Source organism: Enterobacter sp. RIT637 (assembly GCF_019718755.1).
Classification (GTDB): domain Bacteria; phylum Pseudomonadota; class Gammaproteobacteria; order Enterobacterales; family Enterobacteriaceae; genus Enterobacter.
Map to the genome: position 1 here is coordinate 234,898 of NZ_JAIHAZ010000003.1, position 18,051 is coordinate 252,948.

Genomic DNA, 18,051 nt, shown 5'->3' on the forward strand with positions numbered 1-18,051 from the left:
TCAAGGAGTCACGATGTTTTCACGCTCACCTCTGCCGCAGTCGAGCCCTCCCGCGCCTTTCTACGAAAAGGTGAAGCAGGCGATCAGCGAAAAAATTGCCACCGGCGTCTGGCGGCCGCACGATCGCATTCCCTCGGAGGCCGAGCTGGTGGCGCAGTTTGGTTTTAGCCGGATGACCGTCAACCGGGCGCTGCGCGAGCTGACCGACGAAGGGCTTCTGGTACGTTTGCAGGGCGTGGGAACATTTGTGGCGGAGCCGAAAGGGCAGTCAGCGTTGTTTGAGATCCGCAGTATTGCCGATGAGATAACCTCGCGAAATCATCAGCATCGCTGTGAGGTGCTGGTGCTTGAAGAGACCCAGGCCAGCGCCGAGCAGGCCGTAGAGTTGAATGTGAAAGAAGGCAGCCGTATCTTCCATTCCGTGATGGTGCATTTTGAAAACGACATTCCGGTACAGATTGAAGATCGCTGCGTGAACGCTGAACGGATCCCGGACTATCTGAATCAGGATTACACCCACACTACGCCGCACGCCTATCTCTCGCTCGTCGCACCGCTCACGGAAGGGGAGCACATCGTGGAAGCGGTTCGCGCCACCCCGCAGGAGTGTGAGTTGTTGCGCATCAAAGAGCACGACCCTTGCCTGCTTATTCGCCGCCGCACCTGGTCATCCTCGCAGATTGTGTCGCATGCGCGACTGCTTTTCCCGGGTAACCGCTACCGGCTGCAGGGCCACTTTATGTCATAAGTTTTATAAGCGTGATCGCTAACGCAATATAACAAAATTGTATCTTTTTTGTTAAATCTGACCTTGTGTGTGCTTGTCTATACAAGTATATCTAAATGCATCATCTGTCCCCTATGAGGAGCACACAATGTCGTCAGGTAAATACCGCCAGCAGGATGTTCGCGCGCCGCGCGGCACCACGCTTACCGCCAAAAGCTGGCTCACCGAAGCACCGCTGCGCATGTTGATGAACAACCTTGATCCTGAGGTAGCGGAGAACCCCCACGAGCTGGTGGTCTACGGCGGCATAGGCCGCGCCGCGCGCAACTGGGAATGCTATGACGCAATTGTAAAATCCCTGACCGAACTCGAACACGACGAAACCCTGCTGGTGCAGTCCGGCAAGCCAGTGGGCGTATTCAAAACCCATAAGAACGCGCCGCGCGTGCTGATTGCCAACTCTAACCTCGTGCCGCACTGGGCAACCTGGGAACACTTCAACGAACTGGACGCGAAAGGGCTGGCGATGTATGGCCAGATGACCGCGGGTAGCTGGATCTACATTGGCAGCCAGGGGATTGTGCAGGGCACCTACGAAACCTTCGTTGAAGCTGGTCGCCAGCACTATAACGGCTCGCTGAAAGGCCGTTGGGTATTGACCGCCGGTCTCGGCGGCATGGGCGGCGCGCAGCCGCTGGCCGCTACGCTTGCCGGTGCCTGCTCGCTCAACATTGAGTGCCAGCAGAGCCGCATTGATTTCCGTCTGCGCACCCGCTACGTCGATGAGCAGGCAACCGATCTGGACGATGCGCTGGCGCGCATTAAAAAATACACCTCCGAAGGCAAAGCGGTGTCGATTGCCCTGTGCGGCAACGCGGCCGATATCGTTCCTGAACTCGTCGCCCGCGGCGTGCGACCGGATCTGGTCACCGACCAGACCAGCGCCCATGACCCGCTGCACGGTTACCTGCCAAAAGGCTGGACGTGGGAAGAATATCAGCAAAAAGCAGAGACCGACCCGGAAGGCACGGTACTCGCCGCGAAACGCGCCATGGCCGAACACGTCTCCGCCATGCTGGCCTTTAGCCAGATGGGCATTCCGACCTTTGACTACGGCAACAACATCCGCCAGATGGCGAAAGAGATGGGCGTAAATAACGCGTTCGACTTCCCGGGCTTCGTTCCTGCCTATATCCGCCCGCTGTTCTGCCGCGGCATCGGTCCGTTCCGCTGGGTTGCCCTGTCCGGCGACCCGGAGGACATCTACAAAACCGACGCCAAAGTGAAGGAGATCGTCGCCGATGACGAACACCTGCACCGCTGGCTGGACATGGCCCGCGAGCGTATTAACTTCCAGGGCCTGCCGGCGCGTATCTGCTGGGTAGGGCTGGAGTGGCGTCAAAAACTCGGCCTGGCCTTCAACGAAATGGTGCGCAGTGGTGAAGTCTCCGCGCCGATCGTCATTGGCCGCGACCACCTGGACTCCGGCTCCGTCGCCAGCCCGAACCGCGAAACCGAAGCCATGCGCGACGGTTCGGATGCAGTCTCCGACTGGCCATTGCTGAATGCTCTGCTGAATACCGCCAGCGGCGCGACCTGGGTATCGCTGCACCACGGCGGCGGCGTGGGGATGGGCTTCTCCCAGCATTCCGGGATGGTCATCGTCTGCGACGGAACCGATGAAGCCGCCGCGCGTATCGCTCGCGTGCTGCACAACGACCCGGCAACCGGCGTGATGCGTCACGCGGATGCGGGTTATGAGATTGCCATTGACTGTGCCAAAGAGCAGGGCCTTAACCTGCCGATGATCCCTGCCACACAAGGAAAGCATTAATGAACGCATTAACACTCACTCCCGGCTCGCTGACGCTCAAGCAGCTGCGTCACGTCTGGCGTCAATCGGTTACGCTTTCGCTGGATGACAGCGCGCACGCCGCCATTAACGAGAGCGTGGCCTGCGTGGAGGCGATTGTTGCCGAAGGGCGCACCGCCTACGGGATTAACACCGGCTTTGGGCTGCTGGCGCAGACCCGCATCGCGACGCACGATCTGGAAAACTTACAGCGTTCGCTGGTGCTGTCGCATGCGGCGGGCGTCGGTCAGCCACTGGACGATGAAATTGTCCGTCTGATGATGGTCCTCAAAATCAACAGCCTGGCGCGCGGTTTCTCCGGCATTCGCCTGAGCGTGATTCAGGCGCTGATGGCGCTTGTCAATGCGGAAGTCTATCCGTGGATCCCGGCGAAAGGCTCTGTTGGGGCATCCGGCGATCTCGCGCCGCTGGCCCACATGTCGCTGCTGCTGCTGGGCGAAGGCAAAGCACGCTGGCGGGGCGAGTGGCTTCCTGCGAAAGAGGCGCTGAAAAAAGCCGGGTTAAACCCGATCACGCTGGCGGCGAAAGAGGGGCTGGCGCTGCTGAACGGCACCCAGGCATCGACCGCTTTCGCGCTACGCGGCCTGTTTGAAGCGGAAGATCTGTTTGCCTCGGCGGTGGTGTGCGGTGCGCTGACCACCGAAGCCGTGCTGGGCTCGCGTCGCCCGTTCGATGCCCGCATCCACGAGGTGCGCGGTCAGCGCGGGCAGATTGATGCCGCCGCGATGTACCGTCACGTGCTTACCGACACCAGCGAAATTGCCGATTCACACCATAACTGCGAAAAGGTGCAGGATCCGTATTCCCTGCGCTGTCAGCCGCAGGTGATGGGCGCGTGCCTGACGCAGCTGCGCCAGGCGGCAGAGGTCCTGCTGGTGGAGGCCAACGCGGTGTCCGATAACCCGCTGGTGTTCGCCCAGGAAAACGAGGTGGTTTCCGGAGGTAACTTCCACGCCGAGCCGGTGGCGATGGCGGCGGATAATATCGCCCTGGCGATTGCCGAAGTCGGCGCGTTGTCCGAGCGCCGTATTGCACTGATGATGGATAAACATATGTCCCAGCTGCCACCATTCCTGGTGCGTAACGGCGGGGTCAACTCGGGCTTTATGATTGCTCAGGTAACAGCCGCAGCGCTGGCGAGCGAGAACAAAGCCCTGTCGCACCCGCACAGCGTGGACAGCCTGCCAACGTCAGCGAACCAGGAAGATCACGTTTCGATGGCACCGGCTGCCGGGCGTCGTCTGTGGGAAATGGCCTCGAACACCCGCGGCGTGCTGGCGGTAGAATGGCTGGCGGCAAGTCAGGGGATCGATCTGCGTGAAGGGCTAAAATCCAGCCCGCTGCTGGAGCAGGCGCGTCATGCGCTGCGCGAGCATGTCTCGCACTACGATGATGACCGCTTCTTTGCGCCGGATATTGATAAGGCGATGCAGCTTCTGGAAGAGGGGCGGCTGGTGGGGCTGTTGCCGCCGGTGCTGTGATTTTTGCCCGGTGGCGCTGCGCTTACCGGGCCTACGCGTGCGAAATGTAGGCCGGGTAAGGCGTAGCCGCCACCCGGCTTTTTTTATGAATACATCGCCGTAATCGACGCGCTCCCCAGCGAATGGAAATGCACGTTAAACCCGACCATCGCGCCGCTCGCCCCTTCATCGACCTCAATCTTCTCCACATCCAGCGCGTGCACCGTGAAGATATAGCGGTGGGTTTCCCCTTTTGGCGGCGCTGCGCCGCCGTAGCCCGCTTTACCAAAATCGGTGCGCGTCTGAATCGCGCCTTCAGGCAGGGCAACCAGGTCAGAGCCGGAACCCTGCGGCAGGACGCGCGTGTCGGCAGGCAGGTTCGCCACAATCCAGTGCCACCAGCCGGAGCCGGTCGGCGCATCCGGGTCGTAGCAGGTCACGACAAAGCTTTTGGTTCCGGCCGGAACCTCGTCCCACGCCAGGTGCGGGGAGATATTGTCTCCCTGATACCCCATGCCGTTGAATACGTGGCGTTCCGGGAGCTTTTCGCCGTCGCGCAGATCTTTACTGATGATTTTCATACGGTTTACCCTCGTTAATCACTCGTTCAGGAAGTGTAACGCATGGGGTTAAATCGTGAAATGCGCGGGAATGTTAACGGCTGTAACGACCGCGTCAGTTAATTTACGCAACTGCTCCTGCGTGATGCTGTACGGCGGCATCAGGTAGATAAGCTTGCCGAAAGGCCGCACCCAGACGCCCTGGTCAACGAAGAAGCGCTGCAGCGCCGCCATGTTCACCGGATAGGTGGTTTCGATCACGCCGATGGCGCCCAGCACGCGCACGTCCGCCACGAAATTCGCACCCGAGGCGGCGCTCAGGGCCTCTTTCAGTTGCGCCTCAATCGCCGTGACCTGCGTCTGCCATTCACCGCTTTCCAGAATGGCGAGGCTTTCGCTAGCGACGGCGCAGGCGAGAGGATTACCCATAAACGTCGGGCCGTGCATAAAGCATCCCGCCTCGCCGTCGCTGATGGTGTCGGCAACCTGACGGGTCGTGAGCGTGGCGGAGAGCGTCATGGTGCCGCCGGTCAGCGCTTTACCCAGACACAGAATATCCGGGGCGATACCCGCATGCTCGCAGGCAAACAGCTTGCCGGTGCGGCCAAAGCCGGTGGCGATCTCATCGGCAATCAGCAGAATGCCCTCGCGGTCGCACATCTTGCGAATACGCCTCAGCCATTCCGGATGGTACATCCGCATTCCGCCTGCGCCCTGCACAATCGGCTCAAGGATCACGGCGGCGATTTCATGGCGATGCGCCGCCATCTGCCGCGCGAAGCCGACCATGTCCATCTCGTTCCACTCGCCGTCGAAGCGGCTCTGGGGGGCCGGGGCAAACAGGTTTTCCGGCAGATATCCCTTCCACAGGCTGTGCATGGAGTTGTCCGGATCGCACACCGACATCGCCCCGAAGGTATCCCCGTGATAGCCGTTGCGGAAGGTGAGGAACCGCTGGCGCGTTTCGCCTTTCGCATGCCAGTACTGCAGCGCCATTTTCATCGCCACTTCCACCGCCACGGAGCCGGAATCGGCCAGGAACACGCACTCCAGCGATGCAGGCGTCATCGCCACCAGGCGACGGCATAAATCCACCGCAGGTTGATGGGTGATCCCGCCAAACATCACGTGCGACATCTGGTCAATCTGCGCCTTCATCGCCGCATTCAGGCGCGGGTGGTTGTACCCGTGAATGGCCGCCCACCAGGAGGACATCCCGTCAACGAGCCGCTCGCCGCTGGCGAGGTGCAGCTCGCAGCCGTGAGCCGAGGCCACCGGATAGACGGGAAGGGGGCGGGTGGTGGAGGTGTAAGGGTGCCAGATATGCTGCTTGTCGAAGGCGAGATCGTCCTGGGTCATAATCGACTTGTAAACCATTTTGAAAAGTTTTAGGTTTACGAGTATAAACCGAACCGAAAATTAACAAAACCCTTTGGAGAAGCCCAATGGCTCACCACGCACGCTGGACGATGTCGCAAGTCACTGAATTATTCAACAAACCTTTCCTTGAGCTGATGTTCGAAGCCCAACAGGTGCATCGTCAGCACTTCGATCCCCGCCATGTTCAGGTCAGCACGCTGCTGTCGATCAAAACCGGTGCCTGTCCTGAAGACTGCAAATATTGCCCGCAGAGCGCGCGCTACAAAACCGGCCTGGAGTCTGAACGGCTGATGGAAGTGGAGCAGGTGCTCGACTCGGCGCGCAAGGCGAAAAACGCCGGCTCGACCCGCTTCTGCATGGGCGCGGCGTGGAAGAACCCGCACGATCGCGACATGCCGTATCTGGAGCAGATGGTGAAGGGCGTGAAGGAGATGGGCCTCGAAGCCTGTATGACGCTCGGCACGCTGAACGACGAGCAGGCGCAGCGCCTCTCGGCGGCGGGGCTGGACTACTACAACCACAACCTCGACACCTCGCCGGAGTTTTACGGTAACGTCATCACCACCCGTACCTATCAGGAGCGTCTGGATACCCTGGATAAAGTGCGCGACGCGGGGATCAAGGTCTGCTCCGGCGGTATTGTCGGCTTAGGCGAAACGGTGAAAGACCGCGCGGGCCTGCTACTGCAGCTGGCGAACCTGCCGACCCCGCCGGAAAGCGTGCCGATCAACATGTTGGTGAAGGTCAAGGGTACGCCGATGGCGGACAACGACGACGTGGATGCGTTTGATTTTATCCGCACCATCGCGGTAGCGCGCATCATGATGCCGACCTCTTTCGTGCGCCTTTCTGCCGGTCGCGAGCAGATGAATGAGCAGACCCAGGCGATGTGCTTTATGGCCGGAGCCAACTCCATCTTCTACGGCTGCAAGCTGTTGACCACGCCGAATCCCGAAGAGGACAAAGACGTTCAGCTGTTCCGCAAGCTGGGGCTTAACCCGCATCAGACCGAGGTGCTGACGGGCGATAACGAGCAACAGCAGCAGCTGGAGCAGCAGATTTTCAACGCCGACACCGACCAGTTCTACAACGCGGCAGCCGTATGACCTGGCAGGCACGCATAAAAACCGCGCTGGACGAACGCCGGGCGGCAGAGGCGTTTCGCGTTCGCAGGGTGGTGGAAAACGGCGCGGGCCGTTTTCTTACCCGCGAGGGGCGGCAGTTTTGTAATTTCTCCAGCAATGACTATCTCGGGCTGAGCCAGCATCCGGCCATCATTCGCGCCTGGCATCAGGGCGCAGAGCGGTTTGGCGTGGGCAGCGGCGGCTCGGGGCACGTCAGCGGCTACACCACGGCGCATCAGGCGCTGGAAGAGGCGCTTGCCGACTGGCTCGGCTACCCGCGGGCGTTGCTCTTTATCTCCGGCTTTGCCGCCAATCAGGCGGTCATTACCGCCCTGATGGAAAAAGAGGACCGTATTGTCGCTGACCGCCTGAGCCACGCCTCGCTGCTGGAGGCGGCAAATTTAAGCCCGGCGCAGCTGCGCCGCTTTGCCCATAACGATGCGGGGCAGCTTGCTGCGCTGCTGGATAAACCTTGCGACGGACAGCAGTTGGCGGTCACGGAAGGGGTGTTCAGCATGGACGGCGACAGCGCGCCGCTTGCCGCGCTGCACGAGGCAGCAAAGCGGCAAAACGCCTGGCTGCTGGTGGACGATGCCCACGGCATTGGCGTAATGGGCGACGAAGGTCGCGGCAGCGCATACCAGCAAAACGTGAAACCGGAACTGCTGATTGTCACCTTCGGCAAGGGCTTTGGCGTCAGCGGCGCCGCCGTGCTGTGCAGCGAGTCCGTCGCCGACTATCTGCTGCAGTTTGCCCGACACCTCATTTACAGCACCAGCATGCCCCCGGCGCAGGCCGTGGCGCTGTCAGCGTCGCTGGCGGTGATCCGCAGCGCAGACGGGGATGAACGTCGCCAGCGGCTGGCGGAGCATATCTCCCGCTTCCGCCAGGGGCTAGCGGCGCTGCCCTTCCACAGTCCCGATTCGCAGAGCGCCATCCAGCCGGTGATTGTCGGCGAAAACGGCCTCGCGCTGGCGCTGGCACAGGCGCTGCGCGAGCGCGGCATGTGGGTGACCGCCATCCGCCCGCCAACGGTCCCTCCGGGTACCGCGCGGCTGCGCTTAACCCTGACGGCGGCGCATGAGGCGCAGGATATCCAGACGTTGCTGGAGGCGCTCCATGTTGCCGGTGAATAAACAGGCCGTTGCGGCGGCATTTGGTCGGGCCGCGCAGAGCTATTCGCAGCACGATGAGCTGCAGCGTCAGAGCGCGCAGGGGCTTCTGGCCGCGCTTGGCGAGAACCGCTTTCCGCAGGTGCTGGATGCCGGCTGTGGTCCCGGCAGCAACAGCCGCTACTGGCGCGGGGTGGGAAGCCAGGTCACGGCTATCGACCTCTCAGAGCAGATGCTCGACGAGGCGCGTCAGCGGCAGGCAGCGGATCGCTATCTGCTGGCGGATATCGAGGCGATCCCGCTGGCGGATGCGCAGTTCGATCTGGTCTGGAGTCATCTGGCGGTCCAGTGGTGCAGCAGCCTGCCGCAGGCCCTGCGCGAGCTTTATCGCGTGGCGCGACCGGGCGGGAAGGTGGCCTTTACCACCCTGCTGGAAAGCTCGCTACCGGAGCTGAATGAGGCGTGGAAAGCGGTGGATGAGCAGCCGCACGCTAACCGCTTTTTATCGCATGACCATGTGACGCAGGCGCTGGCAGGCTGGCGTTATCGCAGCACGGTGCAGACCATCACCCTCAATTTTAGCGATGCGCTCAGCGCCATGCGCTCGCTGAAGGGCATCGGGGCCACGCACCTGCACGCCGGGCGGGAGAGAAAACCGCTCACCCGGGGCCAGCTGCAGCGTCTGGAGCTGGCCTGGCCGCAGCAGCGGGGGCATTTCCCGCTCTCTTATCAACTTTTTCATGGGGTTATCGAACGTGACTGAACGTTATTTTGTCACCGGCACGGATACGGAAGTGGGCAAAACGGTGGCCAGCGCGGCGCTGCTGCAGGCGGCACGAAAGCTTGGGAAAAACACCGCCGGGTATAAGCCGGTTGCTTCCGGCAGCGAGATGACGGCGGAAGGGTTACGCAACACCGACGCGCTGGCGCTCCAGCGCAACAGCACGCTTGAACTTGCCTATTCAGCGGTCAATCCGTACACCTTTGCCGAGCCGACCTCGCCCCACATTATCAGCGCTGACGAAGGTCGTCCGATTGATTTCGCCGTGCTGTCTGCCGGGTTACGGACGCTGGAAGGCCAGGCCGACTGGGTGCTGGTGGAAGGTGCAGGGGGCTGGTTTACGCCGCTTTCGGACGCGCAGACGTTTGCTGACTGGGTGCAGGCCGAGAAGCTTCCGGTCATTCTGGTCGTCGGCGTCAAGCTGGGCTGTATCAATCACGCCATGTTGACCGCGCAGGCCGTCCAGCAGGCCGGGCTGCGTCTGGCGGGCTGGATAGCCAACGACGTGGTTGCACCGGGGAAACGACACCAGGAGTATCTGGCGACGCTCAGGCGCGTACTTCCCGCCCCGTGCCTTGGGGAAATTCCCTGGCTTGCTGACGGCGCGGAAAATGCCGAAACCGGGCGTTATCTCGACCTCAGCGTCTTGCTTCCCGCGACATCCAGTGGGCGATAAGCTCGTCATCCAGTTCGTTAACGTGGCCCTGCGCCACGTTACGTCCGCGATAGAGCATACAGAAACGCTCCGCAACCCGGCGGATAAACGACAGCTGTTGCTCCGCTAACAGCACCGTCATACCTAACTCCCGGTTTAAGCGCACCAGTAGCTGCCCCAGCTTCTGGGCGAAGCTGTGTCCTGCGCCGTGCAGGGGCTCATCAAGGATCAGCAGGCGCGGGCGGTTCACCAGCGCGTTGGCCAGGGCCAACTGGTACTGGTCGTCTGGCGAGAGCGTGTTGGCGCGGGCCTGCCGCAGCGAATAGAGTGCCGGAAACAGGTCGTAAACGTCTCTTTTCGCCTCAGGATCGGGTTTCCCCACGGCCTGCATCGCAATATGCAAATTCTCATCAATCGTCAGCTGGGAAAAGATCCGCCTGTCCTGCGGCACATAGCCTATGCCCGGCATGGAAAGGTGCTCTGATGCCTGGCGGAGCAAATCGCGCGGCGGCGCGCCGGCTTCATGCCAGATAATGGTGCCGCTTTCGACGGGCACTTTTCCGGTAATGCAGTTCATCAGGGTCGTTTTGCCCATTCCCGGCAGGCCAACGACGCCTGTACATATGCCTTGCGGAAAATCTAAATCCAGGTTCCATAGCGTATGTTGGCTTCCGTAAAACTGATTCACAGCACGCAGACTCAACATCTTTCTCTCCTTAAAAAGGGTTATTGATGACGCTCGTTGTCGACTCTGCAAAACGCCTGCCAGAAACGATAAAGTGATTAAAAAAGGGACTTTTTTAGGAATAAGTCTCTGTGGATCGTCTCGCGGTTCCTCAAATTGCACATCTACGGTGCCGGAAGCGGTGAATTGTGGTGCAGGGCGTGAAATGGTGGATTTGTGAGCGAGATCGCACGAGTGGGTTATGAATGACTCAACTGTTTAGCATCAAAAAATAGCTATAAAAATTTTTTGTTGCCGCCTCGTGGGAAAAACCGGGAATTTGCCGAGTGGCGGTCTGTACGGGCTGGACGCAGTTATCCACTATTCCTGTGGATAACCATGTGCATTAGAGTTAGAAAACACGCGATAAGCGAGAGAACACGCGGGTTACGCCCGAATTGATGCGAAACACGGCTTTAGAAAATATCGCTTTGTAATTAACTGGTTAGATAAAATCAATTGCCGTCATGAAACTGTCACCCGTTGCCACAAAACTATCATTACCTGGCTTGACAAATGTTAAAAAAGGAAAAGTTCTGGGGATAACCTGACTTGACTGGTGTTTTATATTGTCACAGTCCAAATTTTGGTCGTTATCGCACCAATCATTCAGGCGCTATGCTAAATATCCTGACATGCTACTGGTTTTTCATCCAGTGTTTTTTACTGGCATTCCTGGCAACAACGAGTAAAATTACTCACCTGCCGCTTATAACGTCATCAGGTTGTCGCCCATGAGTAAACCGTTCAAATTGAATTCTGCTTTCCGTCCTTCGGGGGATCAGCCCGAGGCCATCCGCCGTCTGGAAGAGGGGCTGGAAGATGGGCTGGCGCATCAGACGCTATTGGGGGTAACCGGCTCGGGTAAAACCTTCACCATCGCCAACGTGATTGCGGATCTCCAGCGCCCCACGATGGTGTTGGCACCCAATAAAACTTTGGCGGCGCAGCTCTACGGTGAGATGAAAGAGTTCTTCCCCGAAAACGCGGTGGAGTATTTCGTCTCCTACTACGATTACTACCAGCCAGAAGCCTATGTGCCGAGCTCTGACACCTTCATTGAGAAGGACGCCTCGGTGAACGAACACATCGAGCAGATGCGACTGTCGGCCACTAAGGCGCTTCTGGAGCGTCGCGACGTGGTCGTCGTCGCATCGGTTTCCGCGATCTACGGTCTGGGCGATCCGGATCTCTATCTCAAGATGATGCTGCACCTGACGCAGGGGATGATCATCGACCAGCGCGCCATCGTTCGCCGTCTGGCGGAGCTGCAGTATGCCCGTAACGATCAGGCGTTCCAGCGCGGGACGTTCCGCGTACGCGGTGAGGTGATCGACATCTTCCCGGCGGAATCAGACGATATGGCGCTTCGCGTCGAGCTGTTTGACGAAGAGGTTGAACGCCTGTCGCTGTTCGATCCGCTGACCGGACACATTGAATCGGTGATCCAGCGTTTTACCATCTATCCGAAAACGCACTACGTGACGCCGCGTGAGCGTATCGTGCAGGCGATGGAAGAGATCAAAGTAGAGCTGGCCGACCGCCGCAAGGTGCTGTTGGCGAACAATAAGCTGCTCGAAGAGCAGCGCCTGAGCCAGCGCACCCAGTTCGACCTTGAGATGATGAACGAGCTGGGCTACTGCTCCGGCATTGAAAACTACTCGCGCTTCCTCTCCGGGCGCGGGCCGGGCGAGCCGCCGCCGACGCTGTTTGACTACCTTCCGGCAGACGGTTTGCTGGTGATCGACGAATCCCACGTCACGATCCCGCAGATCGGCGGGATGTACCGCGGTGACCGGGCGCGTAAAGAGACGCTGGTGGAGTACGGCTTCCGCCTGCCGTCAGCGCTGGATAACCGCCCGATGAAGTTTGAAGAGTTTGAGGCGCTCGCGCCGCAAACCATTTACGTCTCGGCCACGCCGGGCAACTACGAGCTGGAGAAATCCGGTGAAGACGTTGTCGATCAGGTTGTGCGCCCAACGGGCCTGCTTGACCCGATTATTGAAGTTCGTCCGGTGGCCACTCAGGTGGACGATCTGCTCTCGGAAATTCGCGCCCGTTCGGCGATCAACGAGCGCGTGCTGGTGACCACGCTCACCAAACGCATGGCGGAAGACCTGACCGAGTATTTGGAAGAGCACGGCGAGAAGGTGCGTTATCTGCACTCGGATATCGACACCGTCGAGCGCATGGAGATTATTCGCGATCTGCGTCTGGGCGAGTTTGACGTGCTGGTGGGGATCAACCTGCTGCGAGAAGGCCTGGATATGCCGGAAGTCTCGCTGGTGGCGATTCTGGATGCGGACAAAGAGGGCTTCCTGCGTTCCGAGCGTTCGCTGATCCAGACCATCGGTCGCGCCGCGCGTAACGTTAACGGGAAAGCGATTCTGTACGGTGACAAAATCACCCCGTCGATGGCGAAAGCGATTGGCGAAACGGAGCGCCGCCGCGAGAAACAGCAGCGCTACAACGAAGAGCACGGCATTACGCCACAGGGGCTGAACAAGAAGGTGGTGGATATTCTGGCGCTGGGTCAGAACATTGCCAAAACCAAAGCGAAAGGCCGCGGCAAGGCGCGTTCAGTGGTGGAAGAAGATACCGTCGTGCTGACGCCGAAAGCGCTGCAGCAGAAAATCCACGAGCTGGAAGGGCAGATGATGCAGCACGCGCAGAACCTGGAGTTCGAAGAGGCGGCGCAGATCCGCGACCAGCTTCATCAACTGCGGGATCTTTTCATCGCGGCATCGTGAGTAAAGCGTTGTTTTCTCCCTCTCCCCGTGGGAGAGGGCCGGGGTGAGGGCATCAGGCCGCACAAAACGAACCTAACCCAGCGCCTGAATCGCCTTCTCCAGCGCCTCGCGCAGCAGGTGACGGTCATGACGATACTTAATATCACTCGCTTCCAGCGGCTCCTGCACCACCAGACGATCGCCAATCCCTGTTACATCCACTTTTGGGCCCACGACTACGCCGTCAATGATTTTCTTGCCGACGTAATGCTCCATTAATTCAAGCTTGTCTGCCAGCGACAGGCTCGCCGCCGCCGGACTCAGTTCACGGCCCAGGTTACCGATGTAAACCATCGGGGCAGGGGTGCGGCGCAGCGCCTGCGCCAGCTCTTTTACCAGTAGAATGGGCATCAGGCTGGTGTAAAAACTGCCTGGACCGATCAGGATAAGATCCGCTTCCCCGATGGCTTCCACCGCTTCGCGCGTGGCGGGTACGCTCGGATAGGTCATTAGCTCCGTTGGCGGCAGGAGGAGTTGGTCAATATTCACCTCGCCGTAAACTTCATGCCCTTCAGCGTCGATAGCCATCAAATCGACCGGTTGTTCAGACATGGGGATCAGGAATGCATCCACTTTTAGCAGATTACGGATCAGGTTGATGGCTTCGAGAGGCCGCACGCTCAGGTGATCTAAAGCCTTTAACATCAGATTTCCGAGGTTATGCCCGGAAAGTTCGCCATTACCGCCAAAACGGTACTCAAACATCGCCGACGCGACGCTCGGTTCGGTGATTAACTGGTTCAGACAGTTGCGCATATCTCCCCAGGCAATCCCGCCTTCGGCACGTCGGATCCGCCCCGTTGAGCCACCGTTATCGGTGGTGGTCACTATCCCTGTCAGCCTTGAGCCAAGTGACGACAATGAGGACATGACGCGGCCCAGGCCGTGGCCTCCGCCAAGAGCGACCACTCGGTCAAGATCCGCAAAAGTGCGATTGCGCATAGGTATTCCTTATCACGTTCGATCGCGTAACAGTAACCTAACTACCCCTAAAAGACGATGCCTCACCCGATGCAAAATGACGTATATCAATGTGAAAATGCGGTTTTTAGGTATTCTGTAGCGAAAATGCAGGATTGATTCGCTATATAGATGATTATATAGCGTAAAGCGATAATGGCGCCGTCAGAATTTCCGCGCTACTATCGCCCTAACCACGTTTTCATTTTTGAAAACATACACTCTAGCCCTGGCGCCTGTGTCGAACGATATGGCGCCCTGGCCGTGGCGAATTTGCCACCAGGGTACAGAAAGAAATGACTGTGCCTCCCGATCTGGAAAGGTGTACATGGCTTCACAACTTACTGATGCTTTCGCGCGTAAGTTTTTCTACTTGCGTCTGTCGATTACCGATGTGTGCAACTTCCGTTGCACCTACTGCCTGCCCGATGGCTACAAACCGGGCAGCGTCACCAATAACGGCTTTCTCTCCGTGGATGAAGTGCGCCGCGTCACGCGCGCCTTCTCTGAGCTCGGCACCGAAAAAGTGCGTCTGACCGGCGGCGAACCCTCTCTGCGCCGTGATTTTCCCGACATCATCGCCGCCGTGCGTGAAAACGAACGTATCCGCCAGATTGCCGTGACCACCAACGGTTACCGCATGGCGCGCGACGTGGCGAACTGGCGCGATGCGGGGCTGACGGCGATCAACGTCAGCGTCGATAGCCTCGATGCCCGTCAGTTCCACGCCATTACCGGCCAGGATAAATTCCAGCAGGTCATGGACGGCATCGACGCCGCATTCGCTGCGGGCTTCGACAAAGTCAAAGTCAACACAGTGCTGATGCGTGATGTAAACCATCATCAGTTGGACACCTTCCTGGCATGGATCAAACCACGCCGCATTCAACTGCGTTTTATTGAGCTGATGGAAACCGGCGAGGGCAGCGAGCTGTTCCGTCGCCATCACATCTCCGGCATGGTGTTGCGCGACGCGCTGCTGAGACGCGGCTGGATCCACCAGATCCGCCAGCGCAGCGACGGCCCGGCGCAGGTCTTCTGCCACCCGGATTATGAAGGTGAGATTGGGCTTATCATGCCCTATGAGAAAGACTTCTGCGCCAGCTGCAACCGCCTGCGCGTCTCCTCCGTTGGCAAGCTCCACCTTTGCCTGTTTGGCGACGGCGGCGTAGACCTTCGCGATCTGCTGGAAGACGATGCGCAGCAGGACGCGCTTGAAGCACGCATTTCTGAAGCGCTGACGCATAAAAAACAGACCCACTTCCTGCATCAGGGCAATACCGGTATTACTCAGAACCTGTCCTACATTGGCGGGTAATCAGGCTTAAGAAGGAATCAGAAGATGAGTCAGGTAAGCGCAGAATTTATCCCGACACGCATTGCTATCCTTACCGTTTCCGACCGCCGTGGCGAAGAGGATGATACCTCCGGCCACTGGTTGCGCGATGCGGCCCATGACGCGGGTCATCACATCGTCGATAAAGCGATCGTGAAGGAGAACCGCTACGCCATTCGCGCTCAGGTTTCGCAGTGGATTGCCAGCGATGAGGTGCAGGTGGTGCTGATTACCGGCGGCACCGGCTTTACCGCAGGCGATCAGGCCCCCGAAGCGCTTATCCCGCTGTTTGACCGCGAGGTGGAAGGCTTCGGCGAGGTGTTCCGCATGCTCTCCTTTGAAGAGATTGGTACCTCCACGCTCCAGTCGCGCGCCGTGGCGGGCGTGGCGAACAAAACCCTGATTTTCGCCATGCCGGGTTCGACCAAAGCCTGCCGCACCGCGTGGGAAAACATCATCGCCCCGCAGCTGGATGCCCGTACCCGTCCGTGTAATTTCCATCCCCATTTAAAGAAATAAGCTATGTCACAACTGACCCACATTAACGCCGCCGGTGAAGCGCATATGGTGGATGTTTCCGCCAAAGCCGAAACGGTGCGCGAGGCGCGCGCGGAAGCGTTCGTCACTATGCTGCCGGAGACCCTGGCGATGATTATCGACGGCAGCCACCATAAGGGCGACGTCTTTGCCACCGCGCGCATCGCGGGGATTCAGGCCGCCAAGCGCACCTGGGATCTCATTCCGCTGTGCCATCCGCTGATGCTAAGCAAGGTGGAAGTGAACCTGCAGGCGCAGCCGGAGCATAATCGCGTGCGCATTGAGTCACTCTGCCGCTTAACCGGCAAAACCGGCGTGGAGATGGAAGCGCTGACCGCGGCCTCCGTCGCCGCGCTGACCATCTACGACATGTGCAAAGCGGTGCAGAAAGATATGGTGATTGGCCCGGTGCGCCTGCTGGCAAAAAGCGGCGGCAAATCCGGTGATTTTAAGGTGGACAGCCATGATTAAGGTGCTCTTTTTTGCCCAGGTGCGTGAGCTGGTGAATACCGACAGCCTGACGCTGGATGCCTCCTTCGACAACGTCGCTGCCCTGCGCGCGCATCTGGCGGCACAAAGCGACCGCTGGGCGCTGGCGCTGGACGAAGGCAAGCTGCTGGCCGCCGTTAACCAGACGCTGGTGGAGTTCACTCATCCGCTGAAGGAAGGCGATGAAGTTGCCTTCTTCCCGCCGGTAACGGGGGGCTAAGATGGCTGAAACCCGAATTCTGGTCGGTCACGAGCGTTTTAATGTTGGCACTGAATATGACTGGCTGGCGGAACGCGATGAAGACGGCGCGGTCGTCACCTTCACAGGCAAAGTGCGCAACCACAACCTCGGTGACAGCGTGAAGGCGCTGACGCTGGAGCACTATCCGGGGATGACCGAGAAATCGTTGGCGGAGATTGTCGACGAGGCTCGGAGCCGCTGGCCGCTTGGCCGCGTCACGGTGATTCACCGCATCGGCGAGATGTGGCCTGGCGAAGAGATCGTCTTCGTCGGCGTCACCAGCGCGCACCGCGGGAGCGCCTTTGCGGCAGGCGAGTTCATTATGGATTATCTCAAAACCAAAGCCCCGTTCTGGAAGCGCGAAGCCACGCCGGAAGGCGACCGCTGGGTGGAATCGCGCGACAGCGATAAACACGCCGCCAGCCGCTGGTAGTCGGTTTACGTGGATGTGTTACTCTTAACGTGTGTGTCTACTTAATCTTAATCAGGAGTGAATCATGGACCGATTTCCGCGTTCCGATTCAATAGTACAGCAGACCCGTAGCGGCCTGCAGACGTATATGGCTCAGGTGTACGGCTGGATGACGGTCGGCCTGCTGCTTACCGCGTTTATCGCGTGGTATGCAGCAAACACGCCTGAACTGATGATGTTTATCTTCTCTAGCAAAATCACCTTCTTTGGGCTGATTATCGCGCAGCTGGCGCTGGTGTTTGTGCTTTCGGGTCTGGTGCAGAAACTCAGTGCCGGAATGGCGACCACGCTGTTTATGCTCTATTCGGCGCTGACCGGGCTGACGCTTTCCAGTATTTTCATCGTCTACACTTACTCCTCCATCGCCAGCACCTTTGTGGTGACAGGCGGAATGTTCGGCGTGATGAGTCTGTATGGTTACACGACGAAACGCGATCTGAGCGGCCTGGGCAACATGCTGTTTATGGGGCTGATTGGGATTGTGCTGGCGTCGCTGGTGAACCTGTGGCTGAAGAGCGACGCGCTGATGTGGGCCGTGACCTACATTGGGGTGGTGGTTTTCGTTGGGTTGACGGCGTATGACACCCAGAAGCTGAAAAACATCGGCGAGCAGATCGACGTGCGCGACAGTTCTAACCTGCGCAAATACGCGATTCTGGGCGCGCTGACGCTGTATCTGGACTTCATCAACCTGTTCCTGATGCTGCTGCGTATTTTCGGCAACCGTCGTTAAGGTTGTTTTGCCGGGTGGGGGTGCGGTCTGGTGCCCTCACCCTGACCCTCTCCCACGGGGAGAGGGAACAAACACTAAAAACGGCAATAAGGTTGCCG

Annotated in this window: 18 protein-coding genes and 1 riboswitch; of the genes, 14 read left to right on the forward strand and 4 right to left on the reverse strand. The window is 59.1% G+C overall.

All coding sequences use genetic code 11. From position 1 onward, the window contains the following. Window positions 1-13 precede the first annotated feature (13 nt). The 3 genes from K5E19_RS08035 to hutH all read left to right on the forward strand — a co-directional run bounded on the left by K5E19_RS08035 (window position 14) and on the right by hutH (window position 4,081). The gene (locus K5E19_RS08035; protein WP_221550721.1) at window positions 14-748 is read left to right on the forward strand and encodes a histidine utilization repressor; all 735 of its coding nucleotides are present in this window, start codon (window positions 14-16) and stop codon (window positions 746-748) included. Between the two features lie 127 nt (window positions 749-875). Next, entirely contained in the window at window positions 876-2,561 is a 1,686-nt protein-coding gene (gene hutU, locus K5E19_RS08040) for a urocanate hydratase (RefSeq protein ID WP_221550722.1), read from the forward strand. Next, window positions 2,561-4,081 carry a histidine ammonia-lyase gene (hutH, locus tag K5E19_RS08045; RefSeq protein WP_221550723.1) on the forward strand — a complete coding sequence of 507 codons (1,521 nt, stop codon included), beginning with the start codon at window positions 2,561-2,563 and terminating at the stop codon, window positions 4,079-4,081. Before hutU ends, hutH begins: the two co-directional genes overlap by 1 nt. Window positions 4,082-4,164: 83 nt before the next feature. Here the strand turns inward: hutH and K5E19_RS08050 are convergent, their stop codons facing one another. Further along, on the reverse strand, window positions 4,165-4,641 hold the full coding sequence (locus K5E19_RS08050) for a kinase inhibitor (protein WP_008501131.1): 477 nt from the start codon (window positions 4,639-4,641) through the stop codon (window positions 4,165-4,167). 48 nt (window positions 4,642-4,689) lie between these two features. Continuing rightward, complete coding sequence (gene bioA, locus K5E19_RS08055; protein ID WP_409334602.1) at window positions 4,690-5,979, reverse strand: adenosylmethionine--8-amino-7-oxononanoate transaminase; 1,290 nt, start codon at window positions 5,977-5,979, stop codon at window positions 4,690-4,692. Between the two features lie 86 nt (window positions 5,980-6,065). On the opposite strand from bioA, the gene bioB reads away from it, so the two are divergent. The 4 genes from bioB to bioD are packed head-to-tail and all read left to right on the forward strand — an operon-like array spanning window position 6,066 to window position 9,693. Next, window positions 6,066-7,106: a biotin synthase BioB gene (bioB, locus tag K5E19_RS08060; protein ID WP_121425411.1), complete on the forward strand. Its 1,041-nt coding sequence runs from the start codon at window positions 6,066-6,068 to the stop codon at window positions 7,104-7,106. Then, entirely contained in the window at window positions 7,103-8,260 is a 1,158-nt protein-coding gene (gene bioF, locus K5E19_RS08065; protein WP_221550725.1) for an 8-amino-7-oxononanoate synthase, read from the forward strand. The genes bioB and bioF overlap by 4 nt, the downstream gene beginning before the upstream one ends. Next, a complete protein-coding gene (gene bioC / locus K5E19_RS08070; protein WP_221550726.1) occupies window positions 8,244-8,999 on the forward strand; it encodes a malonyl-ACP O-methyltransferase BioC in 756 nt (251 codons plus the stop codon). The genes bioF and bioC overlap by 17 nt, the downstream gene beginning before the upstream one ends. Beyond that, a complete protein-coding gene (bioD, locus tag K5E19_RS08075) occupies window positions 8,992-9,693 on the forward strand; it encodes a dethiobiotin synthase (protein WP_221550727.1) in 702 nt (233 codons plus the stop codon). Before bioC ends, bioD begins: the two co-directional genes overlap by 8 nt. Here the strand turns inward: bioD and K5E19_RS08080 are convergent. After that, complete coding sequence (locus K5E19_RS08080) at window positions 9,656-10,378, reverse strand: ABC transporter ATP-binding protein (RefSeq protein ID WP_221550728.1); 723 nt, start codon at window positions 10,376-10,378, stop codon at window positions 9,656-9,658. The genes bioD and K5E19_RS08080 overlap by 38 nt on opposite strands. Before the next feature lie 752 nt (window positions 10,379-11,130). Between K5E19_RS08080 and uvrB the strand changes: the two genes are divergently transcribed. Next, window positions 11,131-13,146 (forward strand): excinuclease ABC subunit UvrB, encoded by a 2,016-nt coding sequence (gene uvrB / locus K5E19_RS08085; protein ID WP_221550729.1) that lies wholly within the window; start codon window positions 11,131-11,133, stop codon window positions 13,144-13,146. A gap of 72 nt (window positions 13,147-13,218) precedes the next feature. On the opposite strand, the gene yvcK is transcribed toward uvrB, so the two are convergent. Continuing rightward, on the reverse strand, window positions 13,219-14,127 hold the full coding sequence (yvcK, locus tag K5E19_RS08090) for a uridine diphosphate-N-acetylglucosamine-binding protein YvcK (RefSeq protein ID WP_221550730.1): 909 nt from the start codon (window positions 14,125-14,127) through the stop codon (window positions 13,219-13,221). A gap of 225 nt (window positions 14,128-14,352) precedes the next feature. Further along, a riboswitch (molybdenum cofactor riboswitch) is annotated at window positions 14,353-14,486 on the forward strand. Here yvcK and moaA point away from each other — a divergent pair. The 6 genes from moaA (at window position 14,474) to K5E19_RS08120 (ending at window position 17,953) form a co-directional block, all read left to right on the forward strand. Further along, the gene (moaA, locus tag K5E19_RS08095) at window positions 14,474-15,463 is read left to right on the forward strand and encodes a GTP 3',8-cyclase MoaA (protein ID WP_221550733.1); all 990 of its coding nucleotides are present in this window, start codon (window positions 14,474-14,476) and stop codon (window positions 15,461-15,463) included. Its footprint overlaps the riboswitch before it by 13 nt. 24 nt (window positions 15,464-15,487) lie before the next feature. Then, window positions 15,488-16,000, forward strand: coding sequence for a molybdenum cofactor biosynthesis protein B (moaB, locus tag K5E19_RS08100; RefSeq protein ID WP_221550734.1), 513 nt, complete (start codon window positions 15,488-15,490; stop codon window positions 15,998-16,000). 3 nt (window positions 16,001-16,003) lie between these two features. Then, complete coding sequence (moaC, locus tag K5E19_RS08105) at window positions 16,004-16,489, forward strand: cyclic pyranopterin monophosphate synthase MoaC (protein ID WP_008501142.1); 486 nt, start codon at window positions 16,004-16,006, stop codon at window positions 16,487-16,489. Next, window positions 16,482-16,727: a molybdopterin synthase sulfur carrier subunit gene (gene moaD / locus K5E19_RS08110; protein ID WP_023292961.1), complete on the forward strand. Its 246-nt coding sequence runs from the start codon at window positions 16,482-16,484 to the stop codon at window positions 16,725-16,727. Before moaC ends, moaD begins: the two co-directional genes overlap by 8 nt. Before the next feature lies 1 nt (window position 16,728). Then, window positions 16,729-17,181: a molybdopterin synthase catalytic subunit MoaE gene (gene moaE / locus K5E19_RS08115; RefSeq protein ID WP_221550735.1), complete on the forward strand. Its 453-nt coding sequence runs from the start codon at window positions 16,729-16,731 to the stop codon at window positions 17,179-17,181. A 64-nt stretch (window positions 17,182-17,245) separates the two neighbouring features. Further along, a complete protein-coding gene (locus K5E19_RS08120) occupies window positions 17,246-17,953 on the forward strand; it encodes a Bax inhibitor-1/YccA family protein (protein WP_221550736.1) in 708 nt (235 codons plus the stop codon). The last annotated feature ends 98 nt before the right edge of the window (window positions 17,954-18,051 follow it).